Annotated in this window: 28 protein-coding genes and 1 pseudogene; 15 read left to right on the top strand and 14 right to left on the bottom strand. The window is 69.4% G+C overall.

Annotated elements, in window-relative coordinates; translation table 11 throughout:
- Positions 1-31: 31 nt before the first annotated feature.
- The 11 genes from ACZ4UU_RS16250 to ACZ4UU_RS16200 form a co-directional block, all read right to left on the bottom strand.
- Positions 32-535, bottom strand: coding sequence for a hypothetical protein (locus ACZ4UU_RS16250; protein WP_468040362.1), 504 nt, complete (start codon positions 533-535; stop codon positions 32-34).
- Positions 532-1,017, bottom strand: coding sequence for a RusA family crossover junction endodeoxyribonuclease (locus ACZ4UU_RS16245; RefSeq protein WP_468040361.1), 486 nt, complete (start codon positions 1,015-1,017; stop codon positions 532-534). The genes ACZ4UU_RS16250 and ACZ4UU_RS16245 overlap by 4 nt, the downstream gene beginning before the upstream one ends.
- A 193-nt stretch (positions 1,018-1,210) precedes the next feature.
- Positions 1,211-2,104, bottom strand: a complete 894-nt coding sequence (locus ACZ4UU_RS16240) for a recombinase RecT (protein WP_468040360.1) — start codon at positions 2,102-2,104, stop codon at positions 1,211-1,213.
- A 2-nt stretch (positions 2,105-2,106) separates the two neighbouring features.
- Positions 2,107-3,546: a YqaJ viral recombinase family nuclease gene (locus ACZ4UU_RS16235; RefSeq protein WP_468040358.1), complete on the bottom strand. Its 1,440-nt coding sequence runs from the start codon at positions 3,544-3,546 to the stop codon at positions 2,107-2,109.
- The gene (locus ACZ4UU_RS16230) at positions 3,543-4,013 is read right to left on the bottom strand and encodes a hypothetical protein (RefSeq protein WP_468040357.1); all 471 of its coding nucleotides are present in this window, start codon (positions 4,011-4,013) and stop codon (positions 3,543-3,545) included. Before ACZ4UU_RS16230 ends, ACZ4UU_RS16235 begins: the two co-directional genes overlap by 4 nt.
- A gap of 2 nt (positions 4,014-4,015) precedes the next feature.
- Complete coding sequence (locus ACZ4UU_RS16225; RefSeq protein WP_468040355.1) at positions 4,016-4,342, bottom strand: hypothetical protein; 327 nt, start codon at positions 4,340-4,342, stop codon at positions 4,016-4,018.
- The gene (locus tag ACZ4UU_RS16220; protein ID WP_468040353.1) at positions 4,339-5,034 is read right to left on the bottom strand and encodes a hypothetical protein; all 696 of its coding nucleotides are present in this window, start codon (positions 5,032-5,034) and stop codon (positions 4,339-4,341) included. The genes ACZ4UU_RS16225 and ACZ4UU_RS16220 overlap by 4 nt, the downstream gene beginning before the upstream one ends.
- Positions 5,024-5,332 (bottom strand): hypothetical protein, encoded by a 309-nt coding sequence (locus ACZ4UU_RS16215; RefSeq protein WP_468040352.1) that lies wholly within the window; start codon positions 5,330-5,332, stop codon positions 5,024-5,026. Before ACZ4UU_RS16215 ends, ACZ4UU_RS16220 begins: the two co-directional genes overlap by 11 nt.
- Positions 5,325-5,603, bottom strand: a complete 279-nt coding sequence (locus ACZ4UU_RS16210; protein ID WP_468040350.1) for a hypothetical protein — start codon at positions 5,601-5,603, stop codon at positions 5,325-5,327. The genes ACZ4UU_RS16215 and ACZ4UU_RS16210 overlap by 8 nt, the downstream gene beginning before the upstream one ends.
- Positions 5,604-5,687: 84 nt before the next feature.
- The gene (locus tag ACZ4UU_RS16205; protein ID WP_468040349.1) at positions 5,688-5,831 is read right to left on the bottom strand and encodes a hypothetical protein; all 144 of its coding nucleotides are present in this window, start codon (positions 5,829-5,831) and stop codon (positions 5,688-5,690) included.
- Between the two features lie 121 nt (positions 5,832-5,952).
- Positions 5,953-6,189 (bottom strand): helix-turn-helix domain-containing protein, encoded by a 237-nt coding sequence (locus ACZ4UU_RS16200; protein WP_468040347.1) that lies wholly within the window; start codon positions 6,187-6,189, stop codon positions 5,953-5,955.
- A 149-nt stretch (positions 6,190-6,338) separates the two neighbouring features.
- Here ACZ4UU_RS16200 and ACZ4UU_RS16195 point away from each other — a divergent pair, with 149 nt between their 5' ends.
- Complete coding sequence (locus ACZ4UU_RS16195) at positions 6,339-6,836, top strand: helix-turn-helix domain-containing protein (protein WP_468040346.1); 498 nt, start codon at positions 6,339-6,341, stop codon at positions 6,834-6,836.
- Here the strand turns inward: ACZ4UU_RS16195 and ACZ4UU_RS16190 are convergent.
- Together ACZ4UU_RS16190 and ACZ4UU_RS16185 are read right to left on the bottom strand one after the other, a co-directional pair.
- Positions 6,833-7,366: a hypothetical protein gene (locus ACZ4UU_RS16190; RefSeq protein WP_468040345.1), complete on the bottom strand. Its 534-nt coding sequence runs from the start codon at positions 7,364-7,366 to the stop codon at positions 6,833-6,835. The genes ACZ4UU_RS16195 and ACZ4UU_RS16190 overlap by 4 nt on opposite strands.
- Before the next feature lie 612 nt (positions 7,367-7,978).
- Positions 7,979-9,412, bottom strand: coding sequence for a recombinase family protein (locus ACZ4UU_RS16185; RefSeq protein ID WP_468040343.1), 1,434 nt, complete (start codon positions 9,410-9,412; stop codon positions 7,979-7,981).
- A 12-nt stretch (positions 9,413-9,424) separates the two neighbouring features.
- Between ACZ4UU_RS16185 and ACZ4UU_RS16180 the strand changes: the two are divergent.
- From ACZ4UU_RS16180 to ACZ4UU_RS16165, 4 genes and pseudogenes are all read left to right on the top strand, one after another.
- Positions 9,425-10,258: pseudogene (locus tag ACZ4UU_RS16180) on the top strand (radical SAM protein); the annotation flags it as partial.
- 173 nt (positions 10,259-10,431) lie between these two features.
- The gene (locus ACZ4UU_RS16175; protein ID WP_468040341.1) at positions 10,432-12,012 is read left to right on the top strand and encodes an alpha/beta hydrolase; all 1,581 of its coding nucleotides are present in this window, start codon (positions 10,432-10,434) and stop codon (positions 12,010-12,012) included.
- 72 nt (positions 12,013-12,084) lie between these two features.
- Positions 12,085-12,483, top strand: coding sequence for a RidA family protein (locus ACZ4UU_RS16170; protein WP_468040340.1), 399 nt, complete (start codon positions 12,085-12,087; stop codon positions 12,481-12,483).
- Between the two features lie 40 nt (positions 12,484-12,523).
- Positions 12,524-13,057 carry a GNAT family N-acetyltransferase gene (locus ACZ4UU_RS16165; RefSeq protein ID WP_468040338.1) on the top strand — a complete coding sequence of 178 codons (534 nt, stop codon included), beginning with the start codon at positions 12,524-12,526 and terminating at the stop codon, positions 13,055-13,057.
- Here the strand turns inward: ACZ4UU_RS16165 and ACZ4UU_RS16160 are convergent.
- Positions 13,044-13,619, bottom strand: coding sequence for an adenylosuccinate lyase (locus tag ACZ4UU_RS16160; RefSeq protein WP_468040336.1), 576 nt, complete (start codon positions 13,617-13,619; stop codon positions 13,044-13,046). The genes ACZ4UU_RS16165 and ACZ4UU_RS16160 overlap by 14 nt on opposite strands.
- A gap of 379 nt (positions 13,620-13,998) precedes the next feature.
- On the opposite strand from ACZ4UU_RS16160, the gene ACZ4UU_RS16155 reads away from it, so the two are divergent.
- The 10 genes from ACZ4UU_RS16155 (at position 13,999) to ACZ4UU_RS16110 (ending at position 24,854) form a co-directional block, all read left to right on the top strand.
- Complete coding sequence (locus ACZ4UU_RS16155; protein ID WP_468040334.1) at positions 13,999-15,816, top strand: 3-hydroxybutyryl-CoA dehydrogenase; 1,818 nt, start codon at positions 13,999-14,001, stop codon at positions 15,814-15,816.
- 208 nt (positions 15,817-16,024) lie between these two features.
- Positions 16,025-16,837: a TetR family transcriptional regulator gene (locus tag ACZ4UU_RS16150; RefSeq protein ID WP_468040333.1), complete on the top strand. Its 813-nt coding sequence runs from the start codon at positions 16,025-16,027 to the stop codon at positions 16,835-16,837.
- Between the two features lie 113 nt (positions 16,838-16,950).
- Entirely contained in the window at positions 16,951-17,169 is a 219-nt protein-coding gene (locus ACZ4UU_RS16145) for a hypothetical protein (RefSeq protein ID WP_468040331.1), read from the top strand.
- A gap of 153 nt (positions 17,170-17,322) precedes the next feature.
- A complete protein-coding gene (locus ACZ4UU_RS16140; RefSeq protein ID WP_468040330.1) occupies positions 17,323-17,577 on the top strand; it encodes a helix-turn-helix domain-containing protein in 255 nt (84 codons plus the stop codon).
- A 329-nt stretch (positions 17,578-17,906) separates the two neighbouring features.
- Entirely contained in the window at positions 17,907-19,250 is a 1,344-nt protein-coding gene (gene ccrA, locus ACZ4UU_RS16135) for a crotonyl-CoA carboxylase/reductase (RefSeq protein WP_468040328.1), read from the top strand.
- Between the two features lie 31 nt (positions 19,251-19,281).
- Positions 19,282-21,330, top strand: coding sequence for a protein meaA (locus tag ACZ4UU_RS16130; RefSeq protein WP_468040326.1), 2,049 nt, complete (start codon positions 19,282-19,284; stop codon positions 21,328-21,330).
- Positions 21,327-22,301: an HpcH/HpaI aldolase/citrate lyase family protein gene (locus tag ACZ4UU_RS16125; protein WP_468040324.1), complete on the top strand. Its 975-nt coding sequence runs from the start codon at positions 21,327-21,329 to the stop codon at positions 22,299-22,301. The genes ACZ4UU_RS16130 and ACZ4UU_RS16125 overlap by 4 nt, the downstream gene beginning before the upstream one ends.
- A gap of 5 nt (positions 22,302-22,306) precedes the next feature.
- Positions 22,307-22,819: a MaoC family dehydratase gene (locus ACZ4UU_RS16120; RefSeq protein ID WP_062716551.1), complete on the top strand. Its 513-nt coding sequence runs from the start codon at positions 22,307-22,309 to the stop codon at positions 22,817-22,819.
- Positions 22,820-22,821: 2 nt separating this feature from the next.
- Positions 22,822-24,027, top strand: a complete 1,206-nt coding sequence (locus tag ACZ4UU_RS16115) for an acyl-CoA dehydrogenase family protein (protein ID WP_468040322.1) — start codon at positions 22,822-22,824, stop codon at positions 24,025-24,027.
- 170 nt (positions 24,028-24,197) lie between these two features.
- Positions 24,198-24,854: a phosphatidylserine decarboxylase gene (locus ACZ4UU_RS16110; RefSeq protein WP_030936947.1), complete on the top strand. Its 657-nt coding sequence runs from the start codon at positions 24,198-24,200 to the stop codon at positions 24,852-24,854.
- Positions 24,855-24,868 lie beyond the last annotated feature (14 nt).

Here is a 24,868-nt window from a genome sequence, read left to right as displayed (position 1 = left end):
TCAGGGCTGGTCGGGTTGGATCAGGGGGCCATCAGTCGTCGCCGCGGGCGCCGTCGAGGGCAGCGGTGAGCCCGTCGGCCACCGTCTTCATCTCGTGCAGCGCCTCGGTGACCGTGATGTTCGGGGTGTGCAGCACCCGGCGGGCGTACGAAGCCCAGTGGTTCAGCCCGGCCCGCAGGCGAGCCGTCTCCAGGTAGGCGAGCTGGTTGCCGGTCAGGCGCAGCGTGGACTCGTCGAGCTCCAGCTGCCCGTCGTCGTCGAGCGTTCCGCGAGCGGTGCGCTGGAGGTGGAGGAAGCGCAGCGCCTCCCGCACGTAGCCCTCCTGGGCCTCGTTGGGCAGCTCCAGGGAGACGATGCGGACCTTGACCGACGCCTCCTTCTCCGACCCGGGCGCCGGCTCGGTCCGCTCGATCGCGGCGAACTCACCGATGAACAGGCGACGGCCAGCAGGCGTGGCGTACACCGGCCGCACGTGCGGCTCCAGTGCTTCCTGCGCCGACGCGCTGACCTTCGCGTCGAATTTCAACTGGGTCACGGCTGGGGCTCCTTGAGGAAGTCGTTCAGGCGCCAGACCTTGATGACGGCGCCGGGGGTACGGAGGGCGTCGCCCCAGAGCACGTAGACCTTGGAGGCGGACAGGGAGGCGACGACGCTGTCGTCGGCGAGGACTCCGGCATCCTTCAAGGCGTCCTGGGTGGAGCGGATGAGCTTGTCCAGGTCGGGCTTGCCGGTCGGGTAGGACGGTGCGGTCGCCTTGAGCAGACCCGCGTTCCTGCCGGTGCCGTAGTGGCTCTTCGGGCGACGCAGGCTGAACTGCATTTGCAGCCAGATCGGTTCGCCGAGCGCCGTCCAGGCCTCGTCGTGGTGGATGGCGTCGAGCGCGGCCGTCTTCACCGCTTCACGCCACGGCTTCACCTTCGCCGACGACTCATACAGGGCGCCGGCCGCGTTGCGGGTCTTCGAGCCCTGCGGGCCCGGGGTGCCGTACACAGTGAGTTTGAGAGCAGGCGCGTTCACGGGCGCTCACCCCGCGCGCGCTCCATGTGCCAGTACTGACCGCACGGCACGGCACGGTGGTGGATGCTGGGGAACATGCCGCGCGCGGCGCGCCTGGCCATCTTGCGGGAGGTGTAGCAGGCCCTCCCGCAGTCCGGGCAGCTACCGATGGTCAACTGGGACGGGGGCCCGTTGAATGTGCGTACGGCGGTGCTCACACCGACTCACCACCCTCGCCGCCGGGCTGCGCGGTCTTCGGCCAGCTAGGTGCCTGCGTCTGCTGTTCGTCGGTGTCGGGCTGGTCGTCGCGGGAGATGACGGTGCCCTTGATGACTGGCGGCGTGGCGCTGCCGGTGTCGTCTGCGTCGTCGTCGGCGTTGATCAGCTGGGTGAGTTCGCTCGACGTCGGCACGACCTTGACCAGGCGACGGACGCAGCTCTTGGCCCACATGGCTTCGAACGATGTCTGCCAAGGCGAGTCGTTCTTGCCCTCGCGGACGGCCTTCGCGTATGCCTTGGAGTACTTGTCGCGGATCTCGGTGGCCTGCTGCCGGTTGAGCATGATGACCTGCGAGCGGTGGCCGCCGATCCAGGCGAACGCATAGGCGAGGATCACGGATCCGCGCTCGTCGTCGGTGAGGTCGACGCGCGGCTTGTGCCGGAAGTCCCGGGGGCTCGGCGCAGTGGGCTCGAACTCCCACTGGTCCTTCTCCCGGATCCAGCCGAAGTGCACCGTGTCGACGGCCGGATGCCGGTACATGAGCTCGATGTAACCCTGGTACATCGGCTGGAAGGTTGCGGTCTCGCCGTACGGGATGATCGCCGCCTGGCGGCCGTCCGGCTCCAGACCGAAGCGGGCGCACGCCAGGAGCGACGTCATGATGCTCTGGTTGCTGCACTTCTTGAGGCTGGGCAGGATCGACAGGGCAACGGCGGTGAAGTGCGCCTTGTCGACATGCCGGGGCAGCGCGTCGGTGAAGTAGGTCTGGTGGCTCTGGAGCCATTTGAGGTGCCCGTCGCGGGCGGCGATGTCGGTGACGGGCGGCTGCTCCGGCTGCTGCTCGTCGGCGCCAGTCGCCTGCTTCACACGGTCCTTGAGGTCGGCCATGGTCATCCTTCCGAGGGCACGCGCAGCTGGCGGGCCCGGTACTTGCGGTAGGTCTCGGGGTGCTCGGCTGCCAGCCGCTTCGTGTCGACGGCAGGAACCAAGTGGGTGTACGCAGCGGCGAGTTCCGGCTCGGCCGCGCGGAACCGGGCATGGGCGAACTGGCCGTTCTGCCGCCAGGTGAAGGCAGGCTTGCCGCCGATCGTGGCGACCTCGGCGTCCCCGGCGAGCTGCCGCATGTGGTTCTCGATCTCGGTGAGCTCGTCGCCGAGCTCGGTGATGTGCTCGCGGAGCTCACGGCGGCGCTGCTTCAGCAGCATCGTGTCCACCGGGTCGACCTCCACCGTGGCCTCCTCGCGGGCGTCCCACAGACGCGCGAGCAGCTCGGTGGTGGCCCCTGATCCGTCGGGCTTCGGCGGGAGGCCGGCCACGACGTGGTCGTGCCAGAACCGGTCGACGGCGTCGGCCAGCAGCCCGGACAGCTCGTCGTCGCGCTCCAGGCGGAAGAACTCCAGGTCGTCATCGATGAGCCCGGCGACGTAGGCGAACTGGTAGCCAGTGACGGTCATGTACCAGTGGGCTTGGAGGGCGGGTCCGTCGGGGGCTTCGTCGCCGCGCCAGTTCTCGACGCGGGCGGAGCGCCAGGTGCGGGTCTTGCACTCCAGCACGCCGATGTCGTCCCGGTCCGGGAAATGGGGACCAACGGCGAGCCGGTCGGGGTTGGCGATCCAGTGCGGGTGATCGACGTGCTGGAGCGTGCCCGGCGAGTCGAGCACGGCCAGCCCGGATTCCTCGGCGAAGAACTCGGCCACGAGGCCTTCGAGGCGGTTCCCGCGCCGGGCCGCTCGGTCCAGTCGGCGGTCACGCTCGGCCGGGGCCTGGCCGGTCTTGTCCAGCCAGACGCGCAGGGCGCCGCCGTGGCTATCCATGCCGAGGATCGCGGCGACGTCACTGCCGCCGATGCCCTGCCGCCGTGCCTCACGCCAGACGACCTCGGGGGCGCCGGCGGGCAACAGCAGACGGGCGGTGGGGGTGACCGGACCGGAGAGGGTGGCCTGGGGCCCGTCCGGCGCAGGCGAGATCTCCGGAGCGCAAGCAGCGCGTGGGGCTCGCTCCTCCTTCGCCTTCGCTTCCGCAGCGCCGGTCAGGTCGACGGCGGATGACGTGAACGCCGGACGGGTGGTCGGGGACTCGCCCGGAGCAGGCCGGGTCTCGGGAGGGGGCACAGAGGATTTCCGCTCCTCACCGGCCTTGGCTCCCGCCGCGGCCATGCGCGAGCCGTCGACGGGTGACGTTGACTCCGGGCGAGTGGTCGGGATCCCGCCCGACGCAGGCGGGGTCACGGGAGCGGAACGGAGCTGCTCCTCTCCCGCCTTGGCTTCCGCGGCGGCCAGACGCACGTCGGCGGCGGCGGAGGGCGTTGACGCCGGGCGGGTGGTCTTCATCGCAGCGTCACCGTCCGGATCGTGATGCCGGGGGTGGGCGCGGTGCGGGCGTGCTCGGCGATCTCGCGCATGTGCTCGGCCCAGGACGGGGAGAAGTCGCGCGGGGTCTGTCCGGCCAGGGCCTTCACGACGGCGCCGTGCACGGTGTCCAAGTGCTCGACAGGCTGCGGCAGCGGCTCGATCTCGATCAGGCCGAGCGCGGTGTTGGCCGGGTTCCAGCCGGTGAAGACGATCGGCCCGGCGTACGGCTGCACCTTGGCGCCGAGAGCGGCGAGCACGCACGACCCGGTGACGTTGCGCGGGTACCGCTTCGGGTAGAGCAGGCCGATGTCGTTGACCCATCCGGCCACAGCGGCGCCGGGCAGGAAGACGCGTGCCTTGCCCTCGACTCCGATCACCCGGTCCCAGTCCAGGTACCCGTCATGGTGGGTGAGTTCGCCGTCCGCACTGATGATCGCGTAGCGCATGGTCAGTACCTCCGGGCGCAGGTCGTGACGCGGCTCGCGGGCAGCCAGCAGCGGAGCGGGATCACACCACCCGGGTTCCAGACCACGGACAGCCAGGTCTCGCCGGCCGAGCCCAGGCACACGCGGCGGGGCTTACCGTCGAAGACGCCGGGCACGTTGGCCGGGCTGTCGTCGCGGACGACGCCGTACACGCCGAAGCGCTTGTGCAGAACCGGCTGATTGTCCGGCCACGACTCGGAGAGTGAGTCGAGGACAGCGGTCACCGCCGCACTCGTGTCGATGGCCGTCGACCGGAACTCCAGGCGCGTGGCAGGTCTGTCGTAGGTCACGAGGTGCTCCCCGGCGAGATTGTGGGCGTGGTGCCGACGTAGCGGATGCGGACAAGCCACTCGCCGTCGTCGAGGAAGGCCTCCGCGGCGAAGGAACCTGCGGGCCGGAAGTCGTCGATGTGCGCCTTGCGGATGCGTCCTGCGGCTCGCTCGGCGTTGACGATCGACTTGTAGGGGGTGTCGATGGGCAGCCACTCGCCGGGATGGGCGCGCGCGGCTAGGGCGTGCTCGCGGTACAGCGCCTTCCAGGCCTGCGGGGTCTTCCGCTCCCACCGCCAGGGCTTCTTCCGGGGCGAGGGAAGTTCGAGTTCGTGGGCGGGCAGCCAGCCGTAGTGCACGGCGATGACCGCCGCGTGGGCCGCGTTCTGCGCTCCGGTTGCCTGGAAGATCTCGGCCAGCAGGGCGCAGATGCTGCTCCGCCTCAGGCTGAGGTTCCGGGCGGCGATGTCGCGCGTGTCGCCGTTGGCGATGCGCGCCAGGACCCGCAGGTGTCTCGGGCTGAGAGGGCACGGCCGTGCCCCGGGCTCAACCGGCGACTTCGGCCGGTGCTTGCCGATGGCCTTCTCGATCGCGTCCAGAGTGACGAAGTCGTTGTCACCAGAGGCGGCGCCCCACAGGTCCTCAACGAACGCGGCCAGCTGGTCAGCGGTGAACAAGCGCGCCCAAGGGAAGGCGAGGTTCTCATCGGCCATGCCCAGCACCGCCGTTCGCGTTCTCCAGACGCCGGACGCGCTTCTCCAGTTCGCGAATGCGGTCCACCTGCCGGGCGTAGGCGCCCATGTAGCGCGGGAGGGCCTCGCGGGCGAAGGAGACGAACTCGACGATGCCGATGCGGTCGGCGTCAACCCAGGTCTCCAGGAAGGCGATCGGTCCGACCTGGTCGGGCAGTCGCCCGTCGCCGGTCGGCTCCACCTCCCACGGGCCAGCCGGAACAGCCGCGATGATCTGCTGCGTCTGCCACAGGTACTCGGTGGTGATGGAGTCACTCATTCGACTCACCGGCCCCGGCCTGCTGGGCGGTCTTCTCGCGCAGCAGCTCGGTCTCGAACGGGATGAGCGGAGTCTCGCCATCGAGGACGTCACGGACCGTGGCGAGGACCAGCAGGACGCGGTCGCCGAGGAGGGCCGGACGCTCCGGGCCGGGCGGCACGTCGAGGGCTTCGCGGATCGCGGCCAGGAGACCGCGGAGGTCGTCGCGCTCCACCTCGGGTGCGCTCTTCCCGCCTTTGACGCGGGGGACGTGTGCGATGCTGGTCTGCATCGAGGTCCACCTCGTTCCTCTTTCAGGTGATGGGCTGGTGGGCCGAGGGCTCGTCGGGGGCGTCCGGCGGGCCCTCAGGGCGTTTCAGGCGGCCTTGCGGCTGGACTTGGCGGCCGGTCGCGGCGCAGTCCGCAGCAGGGTCCGCAGTCGCTCTCGCTCTTCGGCGGGAAGCGGCGGCCAGCTGGCAACCATGCGGCCGAGGTAGTCGTCGAGTTGCTCGCTCGTCATGCGACTGCACCCGCTTTGAACTCGCGGTCGGCGCCGCAACGCCTGCACTGGGCACGCCATAGCGGGTTCCGGTGCCCGCAGCTGCACACCCACCGGCACACGGCGTCGATCAGGGCCCGCATCAGGACATGCCCGCCGCGATCGCAGGGGCGGCCTCGTCCAGGGGCAGCAGGAGATCAGGGATCGTGCAGCCGAGGACTTCGGCGATCGCCTTGAGGTTCTTCGGGGAGAACCCGGCCCTGCCGTTCTCGACGTCCGACACGTGGCTCTTGCTGACCCCTGCCCTCTCGGCGAGGTCGGTCTGACTCAGGCCGGCCTCGATCCGCCGACGGCGGAACTGTCTGGGGTCTTCGTTCATGCAGTCGAATGTACGACTCGTCACCAGTTTTCACAAGTGGCTAGTCCTGAAATCTCCTGGCGCATGTGAAGGAGTCGTGCACGCCCTCGCACGAACTGCGGTTCGTCAATACAGTTCGAGAAAGTACGAGTCATCACGAGGGGGAAGGAATGGCAGAGGAAGACAGGGAACACGGCCCGCCGGCCTACGGCACACTCATCAAGCTCGCCCGCGAGGCGAAGGGATGGAGCCCGGAGACGGCGGCCGCGAACATGCCCTTCAAGTTCAGCGGCTCCAGCTGGCGGCAGATCGAGGCCGGCTTCCGGGGTACAGGCGCCAACCGCAAGCGGGTACCTGGCAAGCCATCGACCGTGGCCGCCATGGCCCGCACCGTGGGCGTCACCGCCGACCGGCTTTCGGAGCATCACCGGGAGGCCGGCGCGATCCTGCGGGAGATGGAGCTCCAGGAGGCCCAGCAGGCGAACATGCCGGAGGCGCTGCGCTCAGCCCCTCCGCACGTACGCCGCATGATCGACGCCGCATTGGAGGATGTGGACCCCAGAGACATCCCGGCAGTACTGAGAGAGATGGCGTCCGACTACGAGGCCGCCCTCAAGCACCGGGCACGCAAGACCACCCCGCCCCAACGACCACGGCATACCGGTTAGTTGGCCCAGGCCAGAGCTTTGTAACGGTTCGAGAACGGTCCCTGCATATATGCATGCGGCATCGTCAGATCAGGCGCACGATCAATCCCCGTACATACGCCGACATGTACGGAGCCCGACGCGCACGCACACAGGGGGCTGGACCTATGGTCTGGGTCATTGTTGCGGGCGTGCTCGGCGCGATCAGTGTCACCGGGGGTCTGTTCTTGCGGCGCCTGCTCGGAGAGATAACCGAGCTCAGGCGACAGATCACAGGGATCGACAGGGAGATGCGCGCCCAGCGAGCCCGCGTGAAGTTTCTGAGACACCTGCTCGACAACGACGGAAGCGACGACGGAGGCGAGGGTGACAGGCCGCCGGAAGCGGAAGCGGCCGTCGCCAACGGCGGTGTAGAGCATCCGCCACATCCCGCCGCCGGCCCCGGGCCCGAACCGGTCCGGCGCAAGAGGCATCTGGGGCTGTACTTGGGCGGGGCGGCCGCCGCCCTGGCCACCATCAGTGAAGCCGCGCGCCGCATAGCTCGCGAACACCAGGGCCAGGTCATAGGTGCGGTGACAGGAGCCGCCGTCACGGCGACGACAGTCACCATGGTTACCGTCCAGCCGTGGACCAAGGAGTCCAGCAGCGATCCGCCGTCCTCCGCACCGACGGCGGCTGCCTCCCTCACGTACGCTCCGCCTCCGACGGTCGGGCCGCTGCCCACGACGCCTGGCGCTCCGCCAACGGCGGCCCCGTCACCGAGCACTTCCGAGCCGGAGCCGTCCGCCAGCGTCAGCGCCATCCCGACGCCCAGCGATCTGGCTACGCCGAGCCCCAGTGCCACCGGCACCATCGTGCCCATCGGCGCGGAGTCCCCGCCGGGCGAGACGGACGCTGGTACCCCAGGCGGGAGCGACCCGCCAGGCGGAGGCGGAAGCAGCCCGCCAGGAGACCCCGGCGGCGGATCGTCATCGCCGGCCGATCCGGCGCCATCGCCTCCTCCCGAGTCGCCCCCGGAAGCAGCACCGCCGTCCGCTGCCCCGGCCGGCGAAGCGCTGTGCCTGAGGGCAGACGTGGCGCCGGTGCTGGGCGTGGAGGCCTGCCTGCTCAGCATGTAGGCCCTGACTGCCGGGTGGTGCGCCCCTTCCCGTATCACCCGGCGGTCAGCCGAACTTCGGGACGATGTCGATCGTCCTCGGATCGAAGGCCCGCCGTCCTGGCCCAGCGGGGTGGATCGTCACCGTCACCAGCATGTCGACGACGGCCCGCTTCCGGTCCAACGGCAGCCCATCCCATACGGCGACAGCATCCTCGGCGCGCACGAGTTCCCCCAGCACGGCCGTGCGTTCCGGGCTCGCCATCTGCTGCTCGATCGTCGTCAGCCGCTCCTTGACCCGCCGTACGGCGCGCTTGAACTCCAGAGCGTCCGCCTCGTCGTCATCCGCAAACTCATCCGTCATGACCTTCAGTCGCCCCCTCAGCACGGAGGCCTTAGCGGCCAGTTCGTCCATGTCCGGACGGTCGTCGTCCAGGAGCAGCTGCGCGGCGTCCTCGCGCACCAGGAACCGGGGCACGGCCCCCAACGGTTGACCCGGCTCAGTCCCGGCAACCAGCCGTTCGATCGGTTCCGCATTGCGCGCCAGATGCTTCACCGGGCCACGGCACTTGTAGATCCGGTCCGGCCCACTCTTGGCGCTGCTCCTCGCCCCGCGCTGGGCGCTGGCAACCGTGGTGCCGTTGTTGCAGACTCCGCACCGCGCCAGGCCGGACAACAGCCACTTGCGCGCGGGCCCCGGGGATGTCCTCCGCGATTCGTCAGTGAGTAGCGCAACGGCCTGCCGCCACACGTCCTCGCTCACAATGGCGGGCCACTTCCCGGCGTAGGTCGTGCCGTTGTACTCGCGCAGGCCCGCGTACCGCTCGTTCTGGAGCAGGTAGCGGACAGCGTTGTGTGTCCAGGCCCGGCCGTTGCGGTTCAGGACCTCGCGGTCGTTCAAGTCGCTGGCGATGCCCGACAGGGTGGCGCCGGCCGCGACGGCCTTGAACATCTTCCGCACCTCAGCAGCTTCGGAGTCGATGACCTCCAGGCCGTCGACGGTGTAGCCGAAGCAGCGCGGCCCGGTGGGAGCTTCGCCGCGCTCGACGCGCTGGCGCATCTCGCGCTGCTCACGTTCCGACATCTGCTCGACTTCGAAGGTGTCGACTTCCCCGAGCAGCCCGGCGAGCAGGCGCCCCGCGGCGGTCGTGAGGTCCAGCTCCGGGCCTTTGACGCACAGCACGCTGACGCCGTGCGTTCGGAGGATCTCCATTCCTTCAGCTCGTTCTCGCCGGTTTCGCCACAGGCGGCCGAGCATGTAGACGATGATGACGTCGACTTCTCCGCGCTGGACGGCGGCCATGAGCCGCTCGTAGTGGGGCCGGTGCTTGCCGTGCGTGGCCGACTTGTCGTTGTCTCGGAAGCGCCGCCCCTCGATGGGGATGCCGCGCCGCTCAGCGAGTTCGGACGTGTCCTCGCCCTGGCGCTCGACGCCGTCTTCATCGCCGTCGTCGGCCTTGGAGATGCGCTCGTAGGTCGCACCCCTCTGAAATGGAGTCACAAACTGAAGTATAGGTGCGTGTACTGCTTCGCCCGCAAGACCCACAGCTATCTGGACCTGGACACGGGCCTCGGCTTCGACTCCCAGATCGTGGTCAAGGTGAACGCGCCGGAGCTGCTGCGCCGCCAGCTCTCCTCCCGGCGCTGGCAGGGCGAGCACATAGCGATGGGCACGAACGTCGACTGCTACCAACGGGCCGAGGGCCGCTACCGCCTGATGCCGGGCATCCTCGCCGCCCTGCGCGACCACGCCAACCCGTACTCGATCCTGACCAAGGGCACGCTGATCCTGCGCGACCTGGAGCTGCTGAAGCAGTCCGCCGAGGTGACCGACGTCGGCGTCTCCGTCTCGGTCGGCTTCGTCGACCCCGAGCTGTGGCGCACCGTGGAGCCGGGCACGCCCGCGCCCGAACGGCGCCTGGACGTCGTACGGGCGCTGGCCGAGCACGGGCTCGGGTGCGGGGTGCTGATGGCGCCGGTGATCCCGTTCCTGAGCGACCAGCCGGCTCAGCTGCGGGCCACCGTGCGGGCGATAGCCGCCTCCGGGGCGACCTCGGTCACGCCGCTGGTGCTGCATCTGCGGCCGGGGGCGCGCGAGTGGTTCATGGCCTGGCTGGGCCGCGAACACCCGCATCTGGTGCGTCGTTACGAGCGGCTGTACGCGGACGGCGCCTACGCCCCCAAGTGGTACCAGCGCCGGATCACCCGTCAGGTCCACGAACTGGCGCAGGAGTACGGCATCGGCCCCACGCGAGCGGGCATGCCGCGCCGGATCCGCGAGCCCGAACCGGCGCCGGAGCCGGCCGGGCACACGCGGCCCGAACCGACTCAGCTCTCCCTGCTGTGAGGGCGTGGGAGGCCTGGGGGCGCGTGGGAGGCCTGAGGACGCATTTGAGGGCATCTGCGATCCAATAGGGTCAAGTCTGAGCAGAAACAGTTCTTCCAGAGGCCCGTTCCGGGATGAATGCGGCCAGGACCGTGGCCTTCGCGGTCCGGAACGCTCCGTCCTGGGAGGACCCCATGGGAAAACGCGCAGCCCTGCTGTGCGGCGCCGCCGTCGCCCTGGCCGGCAGCGTGACGGCCGCCCCCGCCGCCGAGGCGAGCGCCCCGCCCCCCGCGGAGAGCGCCCAGGCCGCCCCCCTCGCCTGGAAGAAGTGCGGCACCACCAAGTACCCGACGCTCCAGTGCGCGTCCCTCGACGTCCCCCTCGACCACGCCGACCCGCACGGCCGGCGGATCACCCTCGCGCTGTCCCGCGTCCCGCACACCGCGAAGAAGTACCAGGGCCCGCTGCTGGTCAACCCCGGCGGCCCCGGCGGCAGCGGTCTCACGCTCGCCGGGTTCGTCGCCGCCGCACTGCCCAAGGAGGTGGCGGCGCAGTACGACGTCATCGGCTTCGACCCACGCGGAGTCGGCAGGAGCAAGCCCGCCCTCAACTGCGACCCCGGCTACTTCGCCCCTGTCCGTCCGGACTCCGTGCCCCGCACACTTCAGATCGAGCGGGCCAACCTCCAGCGGGCCAAGTCCTTCGCGCGGGCCTGCGGTGAGAAGTACGCGGACGTGCTGCCGTACATCAACACCGTCAGCGCCGTGCGCGACATGGACCGGATCCGCGCGGCACTCGGCGCACGGCAGATCAACTACTTCGGCTACTCGTACGGCACCTACCTCGGCACGGTCTACGCCAAGCTCTTCCCGGAGCGGGTGCGGCGCGCGGCCCTGGACTCGGTCGTCGACCCCACCGGTGTCTGGTACGACGCCAACCTCGCGCAGGACGTCGCCTTCGACGACCGGCACCGCGCGTTCCTGGCGTGGGTCGCCCGGCACGACAGGACGTACGGGTTCGGCACCGACCCGGCCAGGGTCGAGGCCAAGTGGTACGCGATGCGGACGGCCCTGGCCAACGCGCCGGCCGGCGGCAAGGTCGGCGCCTCCGAGCTGGAGGACACCTTCCTTCCCGGCGGCTACTTCAACGGCTACTGGCCCTATCTCGCCGAGGCGTTCGCGGCGTACGCGAACGACAGGGACGCCGACCCGTTGATCGAGGCGTACGAGAAGTTCGGCGCCTCGGACGCGTCCGACGAGAACGGCTACAGCATCTACGCCTCCGTGCAGTGCCGGGACGCCGTATGGTCCCGCGACTGGCATCGGTGGCGGGCGGACAACTGGGCCGTGTACGCGAAGGCGCCCTTCATGACCTGGAACAACGCCTGGTACAACGCGCCGTGCGCGTTCTGGCCGAAGACCTCGCTGCCCTCGATGAGCATCGCCAACAGCAAGGTGGCGCCGGTGCTGCTGTTCCAGTCGACCGGCGACGCGGCCACTCCGTACCAGGGTGCCGTCACGGTGCACCGGCAGCTGGCCCGCTCCAGCCTCGTGGTCGAGCGGGGTGGCGGCAACCACGGCATCACCCTGGGCGGGAATCCCTGTCTGGACAGGCATCTCGCGGCCTACCTGACCGACGGCACCGTGCCGCGCGGCGCGGGCGCGGTCGACGCGGTGTGCGAGGCCCGGCCCGACCCGAAGCCGCTGAACTCCAAGGTGGCGTCGACGTCGGCCCGCGGCGCGGAACTGCACCGGCTGATCGGTTTCCGGCACTGAGCCACGGGGCCGCCCCCGACCGCCTGACGGTCCGTCGGGGGCGTTGTCAGACCCGTGGTCCACTATGGACGCATGAGTGAGCTGACCAGGATTCCCGCCCCCGACGGGGTCGCCCCCGCCGCCCAGTACACGCATGTCGTGCTCGGCACCGGCCGTTTCGTCGCCGTCTCGGGCCAGCTCGCCCTGGACGCGGACGGCAAGCTCGTCGGCGAGGGAGATCCGGCGGCCCAGGCCCGTCAGGTCTTCGAGAACCTCAGGCGCTGCCTCGCGGCGGCCGGCGCCACGTTCGACGAGGTCGTCAAGCTCACCTACTTCGTCACGGACATGGCGCACATGCCCGCCCTTCGCGAGGCCCGCGCTCAGCACATACCCGACGACCGGCTCCCGGCCTCGTCGGCGGTCCAGGTCGCCGGGCTGGTGCGGCCGGAGTTCCTGATGGAGGTGGAGGCGTTCGCAGTGGTCGGCACATAATTCGCAGGCCGTGCGGGCGGGCGCTGCCTAGGGTTCCGCCATGGACGACGATCGCCTTCTCATCCGCCCCATGGCCCTCGCCGACTGCGACCGCGTGGCCGAGATCCGTGTGCGCGGCTGGCAGAGCGCCTACCAGGGGCTGATTCCCCGGTCGTACCTCGACGCGATGAGCGTGGCGCGGGACGCCGAGCGGCACCGCGCCCGCTTCGCGCAAGGAGACGGCAGCGTCGTGGACCTGGTCGCGCAGTGGGACGGCGAGGTCGCGGGCTGGGCCTGTCACGGGCCGTACCGGGATGGTGAAGTCCGGACCGCCGACGCCGAGTTGTACGCCCTCTACGTGGACCCGCGACGGTACGGCACCGGCATCGGTCACGCCCTGCTGCTGGAGGCCCTGTGGAACCGCACGGCCCGCGGCCACGAGCGCATGTACCTGTGGGTCCTCAAGGGCAACCCTCGTGCCCGCCGCCTGTACGAACAGGCGGGCTTCGAGGCCGACGGCGCCGAGGAACCGTTCGAGGTGGACGGGGTCCCGGTTCCCGAAGTGCGGTACGTGCGCACCCTCAACGAGGCCTAGGAATCCGCGCCAGCGCCCGTACCGCCGCCTCCGCCAGCGCCGGATGGGCCAGGGCCTCGTTCAGGACACCTCTGGCGCGGGTGTCACCGAGGGTGCCGAGGCCCTCCACACAGGCCAGGGCCACGCGGCGGTAGGGGTCGTGGGGGCGCAGTCGGCGTTCCAGGGTGGTGATCAGGGCGGGGACGGCCTCGGGGGCGCGCAGTTCGACCAGGAGGCGGACCGGGAGCAGGGCGTAGGCGACGCGGAGTTCGTTGGTGGCGAGGGCGGCCGCCGCGCGGGCCGTGCGCGGGTCGTCGAGCCGGGCGAGGGCGTGGGCGGCGGAGACGCAGCGCTCCGGATCGCGGTGGTTGAGCAGCAGGACGAGGGACTCGAAGGCCCGCCGGTCGCCTGCCAGGCCCAGCCGGAACGCGGCCAGCTCCCTGGCCCACAGCGGCTGTCCGGGCGCGGTGAGCACGCTCGCCAGTTCGTCGAGGTCCTCGGTCGCCACGAGATGCTCGTACGCGGCCGAAGCCCCGGACTCCTGCCGTAAGCGCTCCGTGAGTGATCGCAACTCTTCGTCCATGAAGCCGAGCGTATGCAAGCGGCCCGCGTCACGGGACCTACATCACAAAGACGAGGTCTGGCGCGCTCGTTACCCACCGGTTAAGCTCATACGAGCGAGTCACCCACTCGCGGATTTGCTTGCAGCGGCCTGGTGACGCAGCCGCTGCGAGTGTCGGTCGGTTCGGTACATCAGGTACCTCAGTACGACTCGGCTCCGGGACAGAGCCGGTCGGATCCGCCGTTCCCCGGCGCGTGTGCACGCGCTCGGCGACGGCACCGGGCGTGTGCGCCAGAAGCCCGGCAACAACACCCGCACTCACTCCTTTCCGCACCCGGTGCGCCTTCTCGGCGCACCCGGGCGCGTTTCCAGTCGTCACCCTCATTCCTGGAGTCCCGCGATGGCCACTCCCCTGTCCGACACCTCGTCCGACACCCCTCTGTCCCAGCTCAAGACCGTCGCCGTCGTCGGCCTCGGCACCATGGGCACCGGCATCGCCGAGATCCTGGCCAAGGCCGGTCGCGAGGTCATCGGCATCGACATCAGCGAGGCCGCGGCCGCCAAGGCCGTCGCCACGCTGGAGACCTCGACCGCCCGTGCCGTGGAGCGCGGCCGGCTGACCGAGGAGGAGCGCACTGAGGCTCTCGCCCGCGTCCGCACCTTCACGGAACTGCGGGCCGCGGCCGACGCGGACCTGGTCATCGAGGTGGCGCCGGAGTCGTACGAGATCAAGCAGCAGATCTTCCGTGAGCTGGACGGGATCGTGCGCCCCGAGGCGATCCTGGCGACCGGCACCAACGCGCTGTCGGTCACGCGGCTGGCCGCCGACTCGGCCCGCCCCGAGCGCGTGCTCGGACTGCACTTCTTCAACCCGGCGCCCGCGATGCGGCTGGTCGAGGTCGTCTCGTCCGTGCTGACCGCGCCGACGGCCGTCACCGCGGTCACCAACCTCGCCCTCGACCTCGGCAAGGAGCCCGTCGCGGTCGGCGACCGGCCCGGGTTCGTCGCCGACGGGCTGCTGTTCGGCTACCTCAACCAGGCGGCCGCGATGTACGAGGCGAAGTACGCCTCCCGCGAGGACATCGACGCCGCGATGCGGCTGGGATGCGGACTGCCGATGGGCCCGCTGGCCCTGCTCGACCTGATCGGCATCGACACCGCGCGCAGGGTCCTGGAGGCCATGTACGCCGAGTCGCACGACCGCCTGCACGCCCCCGCCCCGATCCTCAAGCAGCTCAGCGAGGCGGGCCTGACCGGCCGCAAGTCGGGCCGCGGCTTCTACACGTACGAGGCGCCGGGCAGCGCCACCGTCGTGCAGGACGCGCTGACACCGCTGGACGGCGCCGCCCTCACCCCCGGCCGTACGGTCCGCTCGGTCGGTGTCGCGGGCTCCGGCACCATGGCGTCCGGGATCGCGGAGGTCTTCGCCAAGGCCGGCTACGAGGTCGTGCTGGCCGCCCGCAGCGAGGAGAAGGCGCAGGCCGCGAAGGCTCGTATCGGCAAATCGCTTTCCCGCTCTGTCGACAAGGGGCGGATGACCGCCGAGGCCGCCGCGCAGACCCTGGACCTGATCACCGCGGCGGGTTCCTACGACGCGTTCTCCGATGTCGACCTGGCCGTCGAAGCCATCGCCGAGGACCTGGAGATCAAGCAGCAGCTGTTCGCGACCCTGGACAAGGTCTGCAAGCCGGGCGCGGTGCTGGCCACCACCACCTCGTCGCTGCCCGTCGTCGCCTGCGCCCGTGCCACCTCGCGTCCGCAGGACGTGATCGGCATGCACTTCTTCAACCCGGCACCGGCGATGAAGCTGGTCGAGGTCGTCCGTACGGTACTGACGGCCGACGACGTCCACTCCACGGTCCGCGAGGTCTGCGGCCGGATCAGGAAGCACGCCGTGGACTGCGGTGACCGTGCCGGGTTCATCGTGAACGCACTGCTGTTCCCGTACCTGAACAACGCGATCAAGATGGTGGAGGAGCACTACGCGACGCTCGACGACATCGACGCCGCGATGAAGCTGGGCGGCGGCTACCCGATGGGTCCGTTCGAGCTGCTGGACGTCGTCGGTCTCGATGTCTCGCTGGCGATCGAGAAGGTCCTGCACCGCGAGTTCCGCGACCCGGGTCTCGCCCCGGCGCCGCTCCTGGAGCACCTGGTGGCCGCGGGCTGCCTCGGCCGCAAGACGGGCCGCGGCTTCCGCGAATATGCCCGGCGCTGAGCGGCCCGGCGACTGGTTCAGCAGCGGTCAGGAGTGGGGCGGGCTGCTGGACCCCGGCAGCCCGCCCCCGCCCGCCCCGCGCAGCGCTCCCCCGGCCGACCGAAGCAGCTCGCCGCCACCCGCCCGACCCGGTTCTCCCCCGCCCGCGAAGGGCGGGGGAAACCCCGTGCATGCGCATCAAGCTGCGCACATGCAGTACGTTCGGGTCATGTCCCAGCCCGCCAAGTCCTCACGTACACCAGCCACGCCCGACGCGCCGGAAAGTGCCGCCGGCGGTCGCGCGGCCGCCCAACGGCTCAAGATGCGCCGCGAACTGGCGGCAGCGGCGATGGAGCTGTTCGCGACCAAGGGGTACGAGGCGACCACCGTCGACGAGATCGCGGCAGCGGCCGGGGTCGCCCGCCGCACGTTCTTCCGCCACTTCCGTTCCAAGGAAGAGGCGATCTTCCCGGACCACGACGACACCCTGATCCGCGCCGAGGCGGTGCTCAACGCCGCCCCGGCCCATGAGCACCCGCTCGACACGGTGTGCCGTGGCATCAAGGAAGTCATGCGGATGTACGCGGCCCGGCCGGAGATCTCGGTCGCCCGCTACAAGCTGACGCGCGAGGTGCCCACCCTGCGTGAGGCGGAGATCGCGTCGGTGGCCCGCTACGAGCGCCTCTTCACCCGCTATCTCCTCGGCCACTTCGACGAGCACGCGCACGACGACGACGCCAACGACGACCCGCTGCTGGCGGAGGTCGCCGCGTCCGCCGTGGTCACCGCCCACAACCACGTCCTGCGGCGCTGGCTGCGGGCCGGCGGCCAGGGCGACGTGGAGGCGCAGCTCGACCACGCCTTCGCGATCGTACGGAGGACGTTCGGGACGGGCATCGGGGCGGGCCGGGACACCGCCCCGCGCACGGCGCCGGCCTCCGTGGCCTCGCAGGGCGAGGTGCTGGTGACGGTGGCCCGGACCGACGCGCCGCTCGACGAGGTGATGCGGACGATCGAGCAGGCGCTGAAGGAGCGGGCCTGACCACAGCGCGGGGGTCCTCGCGATGGCTCCCTCAGCGGGAACCATCGCGTCGGCTCATCCGTCCTCCATGTCGAAGCACGATCTTCATGGTTGCGCGACGGAAGTGAGTTGCCATGCAGGCGGACGACCCGACCAAGCTCGAAGCCACACTGGCCGACGGGCGGCGCATGACCCTGTCCCTCCCCGCGACCGACGCCAAATGGGCCGCCGACGGCATAAAGGGCCTGCGCGCCGTCCCGCCCACGCACACCGGCCGCGGCGAGGAGCCCCCCGCCCTCCCCGAGGAGCCCGCGCTTCCCTTGCAGGTGGCCCTGCTGGGACTGGGCGCCTGAGCCTGGCGCTGGGACGAGGACGTGACGCGGAACTCGCGGTCGGCCGGGGCGTCGCCAGGACGCACGACTCGCACGGGGTCGCCGGTCTGGCACTGCGTGCCGTGAGCAGTCGCTGAGCCCGGTCGGCATGTCTTCGCGTTCGCCGAGCCGCGGGTGCCCCAGCTGGTGGCGTCGTCCGTGCGGCTTACAACTCGTACGGACCGCCGCTCGGCTCGCCATCACCGGAACACGCTCCTGTACCGACTGACGAAGATCGAGGAGCTCACCGGCCGCGGAGTGCGGGAGCCGCGGCCCGGCGACGGCGCTGCATCCGGCGTGTCTGGCCGACGCCCTCTGCCCCGCGCTCGCCCTCTGCCCCGCGCTCCGGCACCGCCCCATTCCACCCGATTGATACCTACTCACGGGTAGCTTTGATCGATCATCGCTCATTTGTTACGTAAAGATTTCATCTGAGAGCAAGTTCTGGCACTCGGTGCCTTGCCAGGTGACACGCCGTGCCATACGTTGAAGGAGTCCGGGCGGCCGGCGTGCAGAGACCTTTCGTACGTCGGCTGTCCCCGCAAACCCCTCCCGGGGTCTGCGCGCCCGGCGCCTGCGTCACAGGCAACCTCCCGCGCCACAAAGCGCTGCCGAACAGCACCATCCGCCGAACCGACGGCACCACACAAAACCCTCAGCAGCACCGACGTAACCCTCAGCACCCCTCCCTCAGGGTGCTCACCGCCGGAGGCAACACCGTGACCGTGAAGGACATTCTGGACGCGATCCAGTCGCCGGAATCGACGCCGGCCGACTTCGCCGCTCTGCCGCTCCCCGAGTCGTACCGCGCGATCACCGTGCACAAGGACGAGACGGAGATGTTCGCGGGCCTGCAGACCCGTGACAAGGACCCGCGCAAGTCGATCCATCTGGACGACGTTCCGGTGCCGGAACTCGGACCGGGCGAGGCCCTGGTGGCCGTCATGGCCTCCTCGGTCAACTACAACTCCGTCTGGACGTCGATCTTCGAGCCCCTGTCGACCTTCGGGTTCCTGGAGCGCTACGGCCGGCTCAGCGAGCTGACCAAGCGCCACGACCTGCCGTACCACATCATCGGCTCCGACCTCGCGGGCGTCGTCCTGCGCACCGGCCCGGGCGTCAACTCCTGGAAGCCCGGTGACGAGGTCGTCGCGCACTGTCTGTCCGTCGAGCTGGAGTCCAGCGACGGCCACAACGACACGATGCTCGACCCCGAACAGCGCATCTGGGGCTTCGAGACCAACTTCGGCGGCCTCGCCGAGATCGCGCTCGTCAAGTCCAACCAGCTGATGCCGAAGCCGGGTCACCTCAGCTGGGAGGAGGCCGCCGCTCCGGGTCTGGTCAACTCGACCGCGTACCGGCAGCTGGTCTCCCGCAACGGCGCCGGTATGAAGCAGGGCGACAACGTCCTGATCTGGGGCGCGAGCGGTGGCCTCGGCTCGTACGCCACCCAGTTCGCGCTGGCCGGTGGCGCCAACCCGATCTGCGTGGTCTCCAGCGAGCAGAAGGCGGACATCTGCCGTTCGATGGGCGCCGAGGCGATCATCGACCGCAGCGCCGAGGGCTACAAGTTCTGGAAGGACGAGCGGACCCAGGACCCGAAGGAGTGGAAGCGCTTCGGCAAGCGCATCCGCGAGTTCACCGGCGGCGAGGACATCGACATCGTCTTCGAGCACCCGGGCCGCGAGACCTTCGGCGCGAGCGTCTTCGTCACCCGCAAGGGCGGCACCATCACCACCTGCGCCTCGACCTCGGGCTACATGCACGAGTACGACAACCGCTACCTGTGGATGTCCCTGAAGCGGATCATCGGCTCGCACTTCGCCAACTACCGCGAAGCCTGGGAGGCCAACCGGCTCATCGCGAAGGGCAAGATCCACCCCACCCTCTCGAAGGTCTACTCCCTGGAGGAGACCGGCCAGGCCGCCTACGACGTGCACCGCAACCTCCACCAGGGCAAGGTCGGCGTCCTGTGCCTCGCCCCCGAGGAGGGCCTCGGCGTGCGCGACGAGGAGATGCGCGCCAAGCACATCGACGCCATCAACCGCTTCCGCAACATCTGATCCGCGACATCTGAGACACCCGAGGTCATAGATGACTGAGCGTCAGCCCGCCGAAGGCGCGCGGGAGAAGGACCGGCCGTGGCTCATGCGCACGTACGCCGGTCACTCCACGGCCGAGGCGTCCAACGAGCTGTACCGGCGCAACCTCGCCAAGGGGCAGACAGGTCTGTCGGTCGCGTTCGACCTGCCGACCCAGACCGGCTACGACTCCGACCACATCCTCGCCCGCGGCGAGGTCGGCCGGGTCGGCGTGCCGATCGCGCACCTCGGTGACATGCGCCGGCTGTTCCAGGACATCCCCCTGGAGCAGATGAACACCTCGATGACGATCAACGCCACCGCCATGTGGCTGCTGGCGCTCTACCAGGTCGTCGCCGAGGAGCAGGGCGCGGACATCACCAAGCTCCAGGGCACGACCCAGAACGACATCGTCAAGGAGTACCTGTCGCGGGGGACGCACGTCTTCCCGCCGGGGCCGAGCCTCCGACTGACGACGGACATGATCGCGTACACGGTCTCCCACATCCCGAAGTGGAACCCGATCAACATCTGCAGCTACCACCTGCAGGAGGCGGGCGCCACGCCGGTCCAGGAGATCGCGTACGCGATGTCCACCGCGATCGCGGTTCTCGATGCCGTACGCGACTCAGGGCAGGTCCCCGCCGAGAAGTTCGGGGACGTCGTGGCCCGTATCTCCTTCTTCGTGAACGCGGGCGTCCGCTTCATCGAGGAGATGTGCAAGATGCGGGCGTTCGGGCGGATCTGGGACCAGGTCACGCGCGAGCGGTACGGCATCGAGAACCCCAAGCAGCGCCGCTTCCGGTACGGCGTCCAGGTCAACTCCCTCGGTCTGACCGAGGCGCAGCCGGAGAACAACGTCCAGCGGATCGTGCTGGAGATGCTGGCCGTGACGCTCTCGAAGGACGCACGCGCGCGTGCCGTGCAGCTTCCCGCCTGGAACGAGGCGCTGGGCCTGCCCCGGCCCTGGGACCAGCAGTGGTCGCTGCGGATCCAGCAGGTGCTGGCGTACGAGAGCGATCTGCTGGAGTACGAGGACATCTTCGAGGGCTCGAAGGTGATCGAGGCGAAGGTCGACGAGCTGGTCGAGGCCTCGCTCGCGGAGATCGACCGCATCCAGGAGATGGGCGGCGCGATGGCCGCCGTCGAGTCCGGCTACCTCAAGTCCCAGCTGGTCGCCTCGCATGCCGAGCGCCGGGGCCGGATCGAGTCCGGCCAGGAGAAGATCATCGGTGTCAACGCCTTCGAGGGCACCGAGCCGAACCCGCTGACCGCCGATCTCGACACGGCCATCCAGACGGTCGACCCGGCCGTCGAGGCCCGGGTGATCGCGGGTCTGCAGAACTGGCGCGACACCCGCTACCAGCCGCCCTTCAACCACCCGCGCCCGTGCAAGGCGCTGGAGAAGCTGAAGGAGGCCGCGAAGGGCACCGGCAACCTCATGGAGGCCACCCTGGAGTGCGCCCGCGCCGGGGTCACGACCGGCGAGTGGGCCGGGGCGCTGCGCGAGGTGTTCGGCGAGTTCCGGGCGCCGACCGGCGTGTCGTCGGCGCCGGTGGCGATCCCCGCCGAGGAGGGCTCGGCCCTGTCGCAGGTCCGCCGCAAGGTCGACCTGACCGCCAAGGACATGGGCGTCGGCAAACTCCGCTTCCTCGTCGGCAAGCCGGGCCTCGACGGGCACTCCAACGGCGCCGAGCAGATCGCGGTGCGCGCGCGTGACGCCGGCTTCGAGGTGGTCTACCAGGGCATCCGCCTGACGCCCGAGCAGATCGTGGACGCGGCCCTCGCCGAGGACGTGCACGCGGTCGGCCTGTCGATCCTGTCCGGATCGCACGCACAGCTGGTGCCGGACGTCCTGGAGCGGCTCCGTGTGGCCGGTGCCACAGATATACCGGTGATCGCCGGTGGCATCATCCCGAATGGTGACGCCGAGCAGCTCAGGGCCGCCGGAGTGGCCGCCGTCTTCACCCCGAAGGACTTCGACATCACCGGGATCATCGGCCGCATCGTCGACGAGATCCGGAAAGCGAACAAGCTCGACCCCCTGGAGGTCCCCGCATGACCACGCCCGCCCCGCAGGTCAACCGCCTTCGCCCGCGGCGCTCCTGCCTCGCCGTACCGGGAAGCAACCCGCGCTTCCTGGAGAAGGCCCAGGGCCTCCCCGCCGACCAGGTCTTCCTCGACCTGGAGGACGCGTGCGCCCCGCTCGCCAAGCCCGAGGCGCGGCACACCATCGTCAAGTTCCTCAACGAGGGCGACTGGACGGGCAAGACGAGGGTCGTGCGCGTCAACGACTGGACGACCGAGTGGACGTACCGCGACGTCGTCACCGTCGTCGAGGGCGCCGGCCAGAACCTCGACTGCATCATGCTGCCGAAGGTGCAGACGGCCGAGCAGATCGTCGCGCTCGACCTCCTGCTGACCCAGATCGAGAAGACGATGGGCTTCGAGGTCGGCAAGATCGGCATCGAGGCGCAGATCGAGAACGCCCAGGGTCTGAACAACGTCAACGAGATCGCGACGGCGTCCCAGCGCGTCGAGACGATCATCTTCGGCCCGGCCGACTTCATGGCGTCCATCAACATGAAGTCGCTGGTCGTGGGCGAGCAGCCGCCCGGCTACCCGGCGGACGCCTACCACTACATCCTGATGAAGATCCTGATGGCCGCCCGCGCCAACAACCTCCAGGCGATCGACGGCCCCTACCTCCAGATCCGCAACATCGACGGCTACCGCGAGGTCGCCCAGCGCGCCGCCGCGCTCGGCTTCGACGGCAAGTGGGTGCTGCACCCGGGCCAGGTCGAGGCGTCCAACGAGATCTTCTCGCCGTCCCAGGAGGACTACGACCACGCCGAGCTGATCCTGGACGCGTACGACTACTACACGTCAGAGGCGGGCGGCAAGAAGGGCTCCGCGATGCTCGGCGACGAGATGATCGACGAGGCCAGCCGCAAGATGGCCCTGGTCATCTCGGGCAAGGGCCGCGCGGCCGGCATGCGGCGCACCAGCAAGTTCGAGATCCCGGAGGCCTGAGCGCGATGCAGTTCGGACGCACCTACGAGGAGTTCGAGGTCGGGGCGACGTACAAGCACTGGCCGGGCAAGACGGTCACCGAGTACGACGACCACCTGTTCTGTCTCCTCACCATGAACCACCACCCGCTCCACATGGACACGAACTATGCGGAGAAGACGACGGACTTCGGCAAGAACGTCGTCGTCGGCAACTACATCTACTCACTGCTGCTCGGCATGAGCGTGCCGGACATCTCCGGCAAGGCCATCGCCAACCTGGAGATCGAGTCGCTCAAGCACGTGGCGCCGACCTTCCACGGCGACACGATCTACGGCCAGACGACCGTGCTGGACAAGTGGCCGTCGAAGTCGAAGAACGACCGCGGCATCGTCTACGTCGAGACCAAGGGCTACAAGCAGGACGGCACGCTGGTGTGCGTGTTCCGCCGCAAGGTCATGGTGCCGACCGAGACGTACATCAAGGAGCGCGGCGGCGAGCAGCCCGGCCGTCCCGAACTGAAGCAGCAGGAGAAGTAGCCATGGCGCGCCTCGCCCAGACCGCCGGTCTGACGGACATTCAGCAGGAGATCCTCTCCACCGTCCGCGACTTCGTGGACAAGGAGATCATCCCGGTCGCGACCGAGCTGGAGCACCGCGACGAGTACCCGCAAGCGATCGTCGACGGCCTCAAGGAGCTCGGCCTGTTCGGCCTGATGATCCCCGAGGAGTACGGCGGCCTGGGCGAGTCGCTCCTCACCTACGCCCTGTGCGTGGAGGAGATCGCCCGCGGCTGGATGTCGGTCTCCGGCATCATCAACACCCACTTCATCGTGGCGTACATGCTCAAGCAGCACGGCACGCAGGAGCAGAAGGACCACTTCCTGCCGCGCATGGCGGCCGGCGACATCCGTGGCGCCTTCTCGATGTCGGAGCCGGGCCTGGGCTCCGATGTGTCGGCCATCACGTCGAAGGCTGTGCAGGACGGCGAGGAGTACGTCCTGAACGGCCAGAAGATGTGGCTGACGAACGGCGGAACGTCGTCTCTGGTGGCCGTCCTCGTCCGAAGTGACGAAGGACACCCCGAGGGCACGGCGCCCCACAAGTCGATGACGACCTTCCTCGTCGAGAAGGAGCCCGGCTTCGGAGAGGTCCGCCCGGGCCTCACGATCCCCGGCAAGATCGACAAGATGGGTTACAAGGGCGTCGACACGACCGAGCTCATCATGGACGGCCTGCGTATTCCGGCCAATCGTGTGCTCGGCGGCGTCACCGGCCGAGGTTTTTACCAAATGATGGACGGCGTCGAGGTCGGGCGCGTGAATGTGGCGGCCCGTGGTTGCGGCGTCGCTCAGCGTGCGTTCGAGCTCGGCGTCCAGTACGCCCAGCAGCGGCACACTTTCGGCAAGCCGATCGCCCAGCACCAGGCCATCCAGTTCAAGCTGGCCGAGATGGCTACCAAGGTCGAGGCGGCGCATGCCATGATGGTGAACGCGGCACGCAAAAAGGACTCCGGTGAACGAAACGACCTTGAGGCTGGGATGGCGAAGTACCTCGCCTCCGAGTACTGCAAGGAGGTCGTGGAGGATGCTTTCCGGATCCACGGCGGCTACGGCTTCTCCAAGGAGTACGAGATCGAGCGCCTCTACCGAGAGGCTCCGATGCTGCTTATCGGTGAAGGTACCGCCGAGATCCAGAAAATGATCATCGGTCGCAGGTTGCTCGAAGAGTATCGCTTCCAGGGCTAGATGTCCGGGTTCGGGGTGTTTTCTTCGAGAAGAAGATCACACCCCGTCAACACTCTTCAGCCGCCGACTCGGCTTCCTGGCTTGCCCAGTTGCGGCCCGCGACCGGTACGATCCCCGGAAAGCCGCCGTCCCCCGTCGAAGCGCGGCATCATCCGCTACGAAGGTCATCCATGCCCCACAGCCAAACCTCTGCACCACGCGACAGCCGGGCCGGCGTACGCCTCGCGCGCGGAGCATCGCCGTGGCTTCTGCCGACCGTCGCCACCGCAGCCCTCAGCCTGGCCCGCGCGCGCCGCTCCGGCGTCGCCAAGGCCGTGGCCGTGCCCGCCACCGCGCTCGCGGCGGGCATGCTGTGGTTCTTCCGCGACCCCGAGCGCGAGATCGCCCCGGGCCGGGTCATCTCGCCCGCCGACGGTGTGGTGCAGAGCATCATGCCGTGGAAGGACGGCCGCACCCGCGTCGCGATCTTCATGAGCCCGCTCAACGTCCATGTCAACCGCGCGCCGCTCTCCGGCACGGTCACGTCCGTCGAGCACATCCCGGGCGGGTTCGTTCCGGCGTTCAACAAGGAGAGCGAGAACAACGAGCGCGTAGTCTGGCATTTCGACACCGAACTCGGCGACATCGAGATGATCCAGATCGCCGGCGCGGTGGCCCGTCGCATCGTCCCCTACATCCCGCAGGGCACGAAGGTCGAGCAGGGCGACCGTATCGGTCTGATCCGCTTCGGCTCACGTGTCGACATCTACCTGCCCGAGGGCGTGGAGGTCGCGGTCGAGGTCGGGCAGAAGACCGTGGCTGGGGTGACTCGCATTGACCGTGATTGATCCGGAGACACAAT

Source organism: Streptomyces sp. NPDC028907 (genome assembly GCF_055564995.1).
Note: the sequence above shows the minus strand (reverse complement) of the source record. Positions and strands in the feature narration are given on the sequence as shown.

Coding starts and splice junctions, on each gene's coding strand:
- ACZ4UU_RS16240 (WP_468040360.1), bottom strand. CDS start 2,104: ATGGCCGACCTCAAGGACCGTGTGAAGCAGGCGACTGGCGCCGACGAG.
- ACZ4UU_RS16235 (WP_468040358.1), bottom strand. CDS start 3,546: ATGAAGACCACCCGCCCGGCGTCAACGCCCTCCGCCGCCGCCGACGTG.
- ACZ4UU_RS16230 (WP_468040357.1), bottom strand. CDS start 4,013: ATGCGCTACGCGATCATCAGTGCGGACGGCGAACTCACCCACCATGAC.
- ACZ4UU_RS16220 (WP_468040353.1), bottom strand. CDS start 5,034: ATGGCCGATGAGAACCTCGCCTTCCCTTGGGCGCGCTTGTTCACCGCT.
- ACZ4UU_RS16215 (WP_468040352.1), bottom strand. CDS start 5,332: ATGAGTGACTCCATCACCACCGAGTACCTGTGGCAGACGCAGCAGATC.
- ACZ4UU_RS16210 (WP_468040350.1), bottom strand. CDS start 5,603: ATGCAGACCAGCATCGCACACGTCCCCCGCGTCAAAGGCGGGAAGAGC.
- ACZ4UU_RS16205 (WP_468040349.1), bottom strand. CDS start 5,831: ATGACGAGCGAGCAACTCGACGACTACCTCGGCCGCATGGTTGCCAGC.
- ACZ4UU_RS16200 (WP_468040347.1), bottom strand. CDS start 6,189: ATGAACGAAGACCCCAGACAGTTCCGCCGTCGGCGGATCGAGGCCGGC.
- ACZ4UU_RS16195 (WP_468040346.1), top strand. CDS start 6,339: ATGGCAGAGGAAGACAGGGAACACGGCCCGCCGGCCTACGGCACACTC.
- ACZ4UU_RS16175 (WP_468040341.1), top strand. CDS start 10,432: ATGGGAAAACGCGCAGCCCTGCTGTGCGGCGCCGCCGTCGCCCTGGCC.
- ACZ4UU_RS16170 (WP_468040340.1), top strand. CDS start 12,085: ATGAGTGAGCTGACCAGGATTCCCGCCCCCGACGGGGTCGCCCCCGCC.
- ACZ4UU_RS16165 (WP_468040338.1), top strand. CDS start 12,524: ATGGACGACGATCGCCTTCTCATCCGCCCCATGGCCCTCGCCGACTGC.
- ACZ4UU_RS16160 (WP_468040336.1), bottom strand. CDS start 13,619: ATGGACGAAGAGTTGCGATCACTCACGGAGCGCTTACGGCAGGAGTCC.
- ACZ4UU_RS16155 (WP_468040334.1), top strand. CDS start 13,999: ATGGCCACTCCCCTGTCCGACACCTCGTCCGACACCCCTCTGTCCCAG.
- ACZ4UU_RS16150 (WP_468040333.1), top strand. CDS start 16,025: ATGTCCCAGCCCGCCAAGTCCTCACGTACACCAGCCACGCCCGACGCG.
- ACZ4UU_RS16145 (WP_468040331.1), top strand. CDS start 16,951: ATGCAGGCGGACGACCCGACCAAGCTCGAAGCCACACTGGCCGACGGG.
- ACZ4UU_RS16130 (WP_468040326.1), top strand. CDS start 19,282: ATGACTGAGCGTCAGCCCGCCGAAGGCGCGCGGGAGAAGGACCGGCCG.
- ACZ4UU_RS16125 (WP_468040324.1), top strand. CDS start 21,327: ATGACCACGCCCGCCCCGCAGGTCAACCGCCTTCGCCCGCGGCGCTCC.
- ACZ4UU_RS16120 (WP_062716551.1), top strand. CDS start 22,307: ATGCAGTTCGGACGCACCTACGAGGAGTTCGAGGTCGGGGCGACGTAC.
- ACZ4UU_RS16115 (WP_468040322.1), top strand. CDS start 22,822: ATGGCGCGCCTCGCCCAGACCGCCGGTCTGACGGACATTCAGCAGGAG.
- ACZ4UU_RS16110 (WP_030936947.1), top strand. CDS start 24,198: ATGCCCCACAGCCAAACCTCTGCACCACGCGACAGCCGGGCCGGCGTA.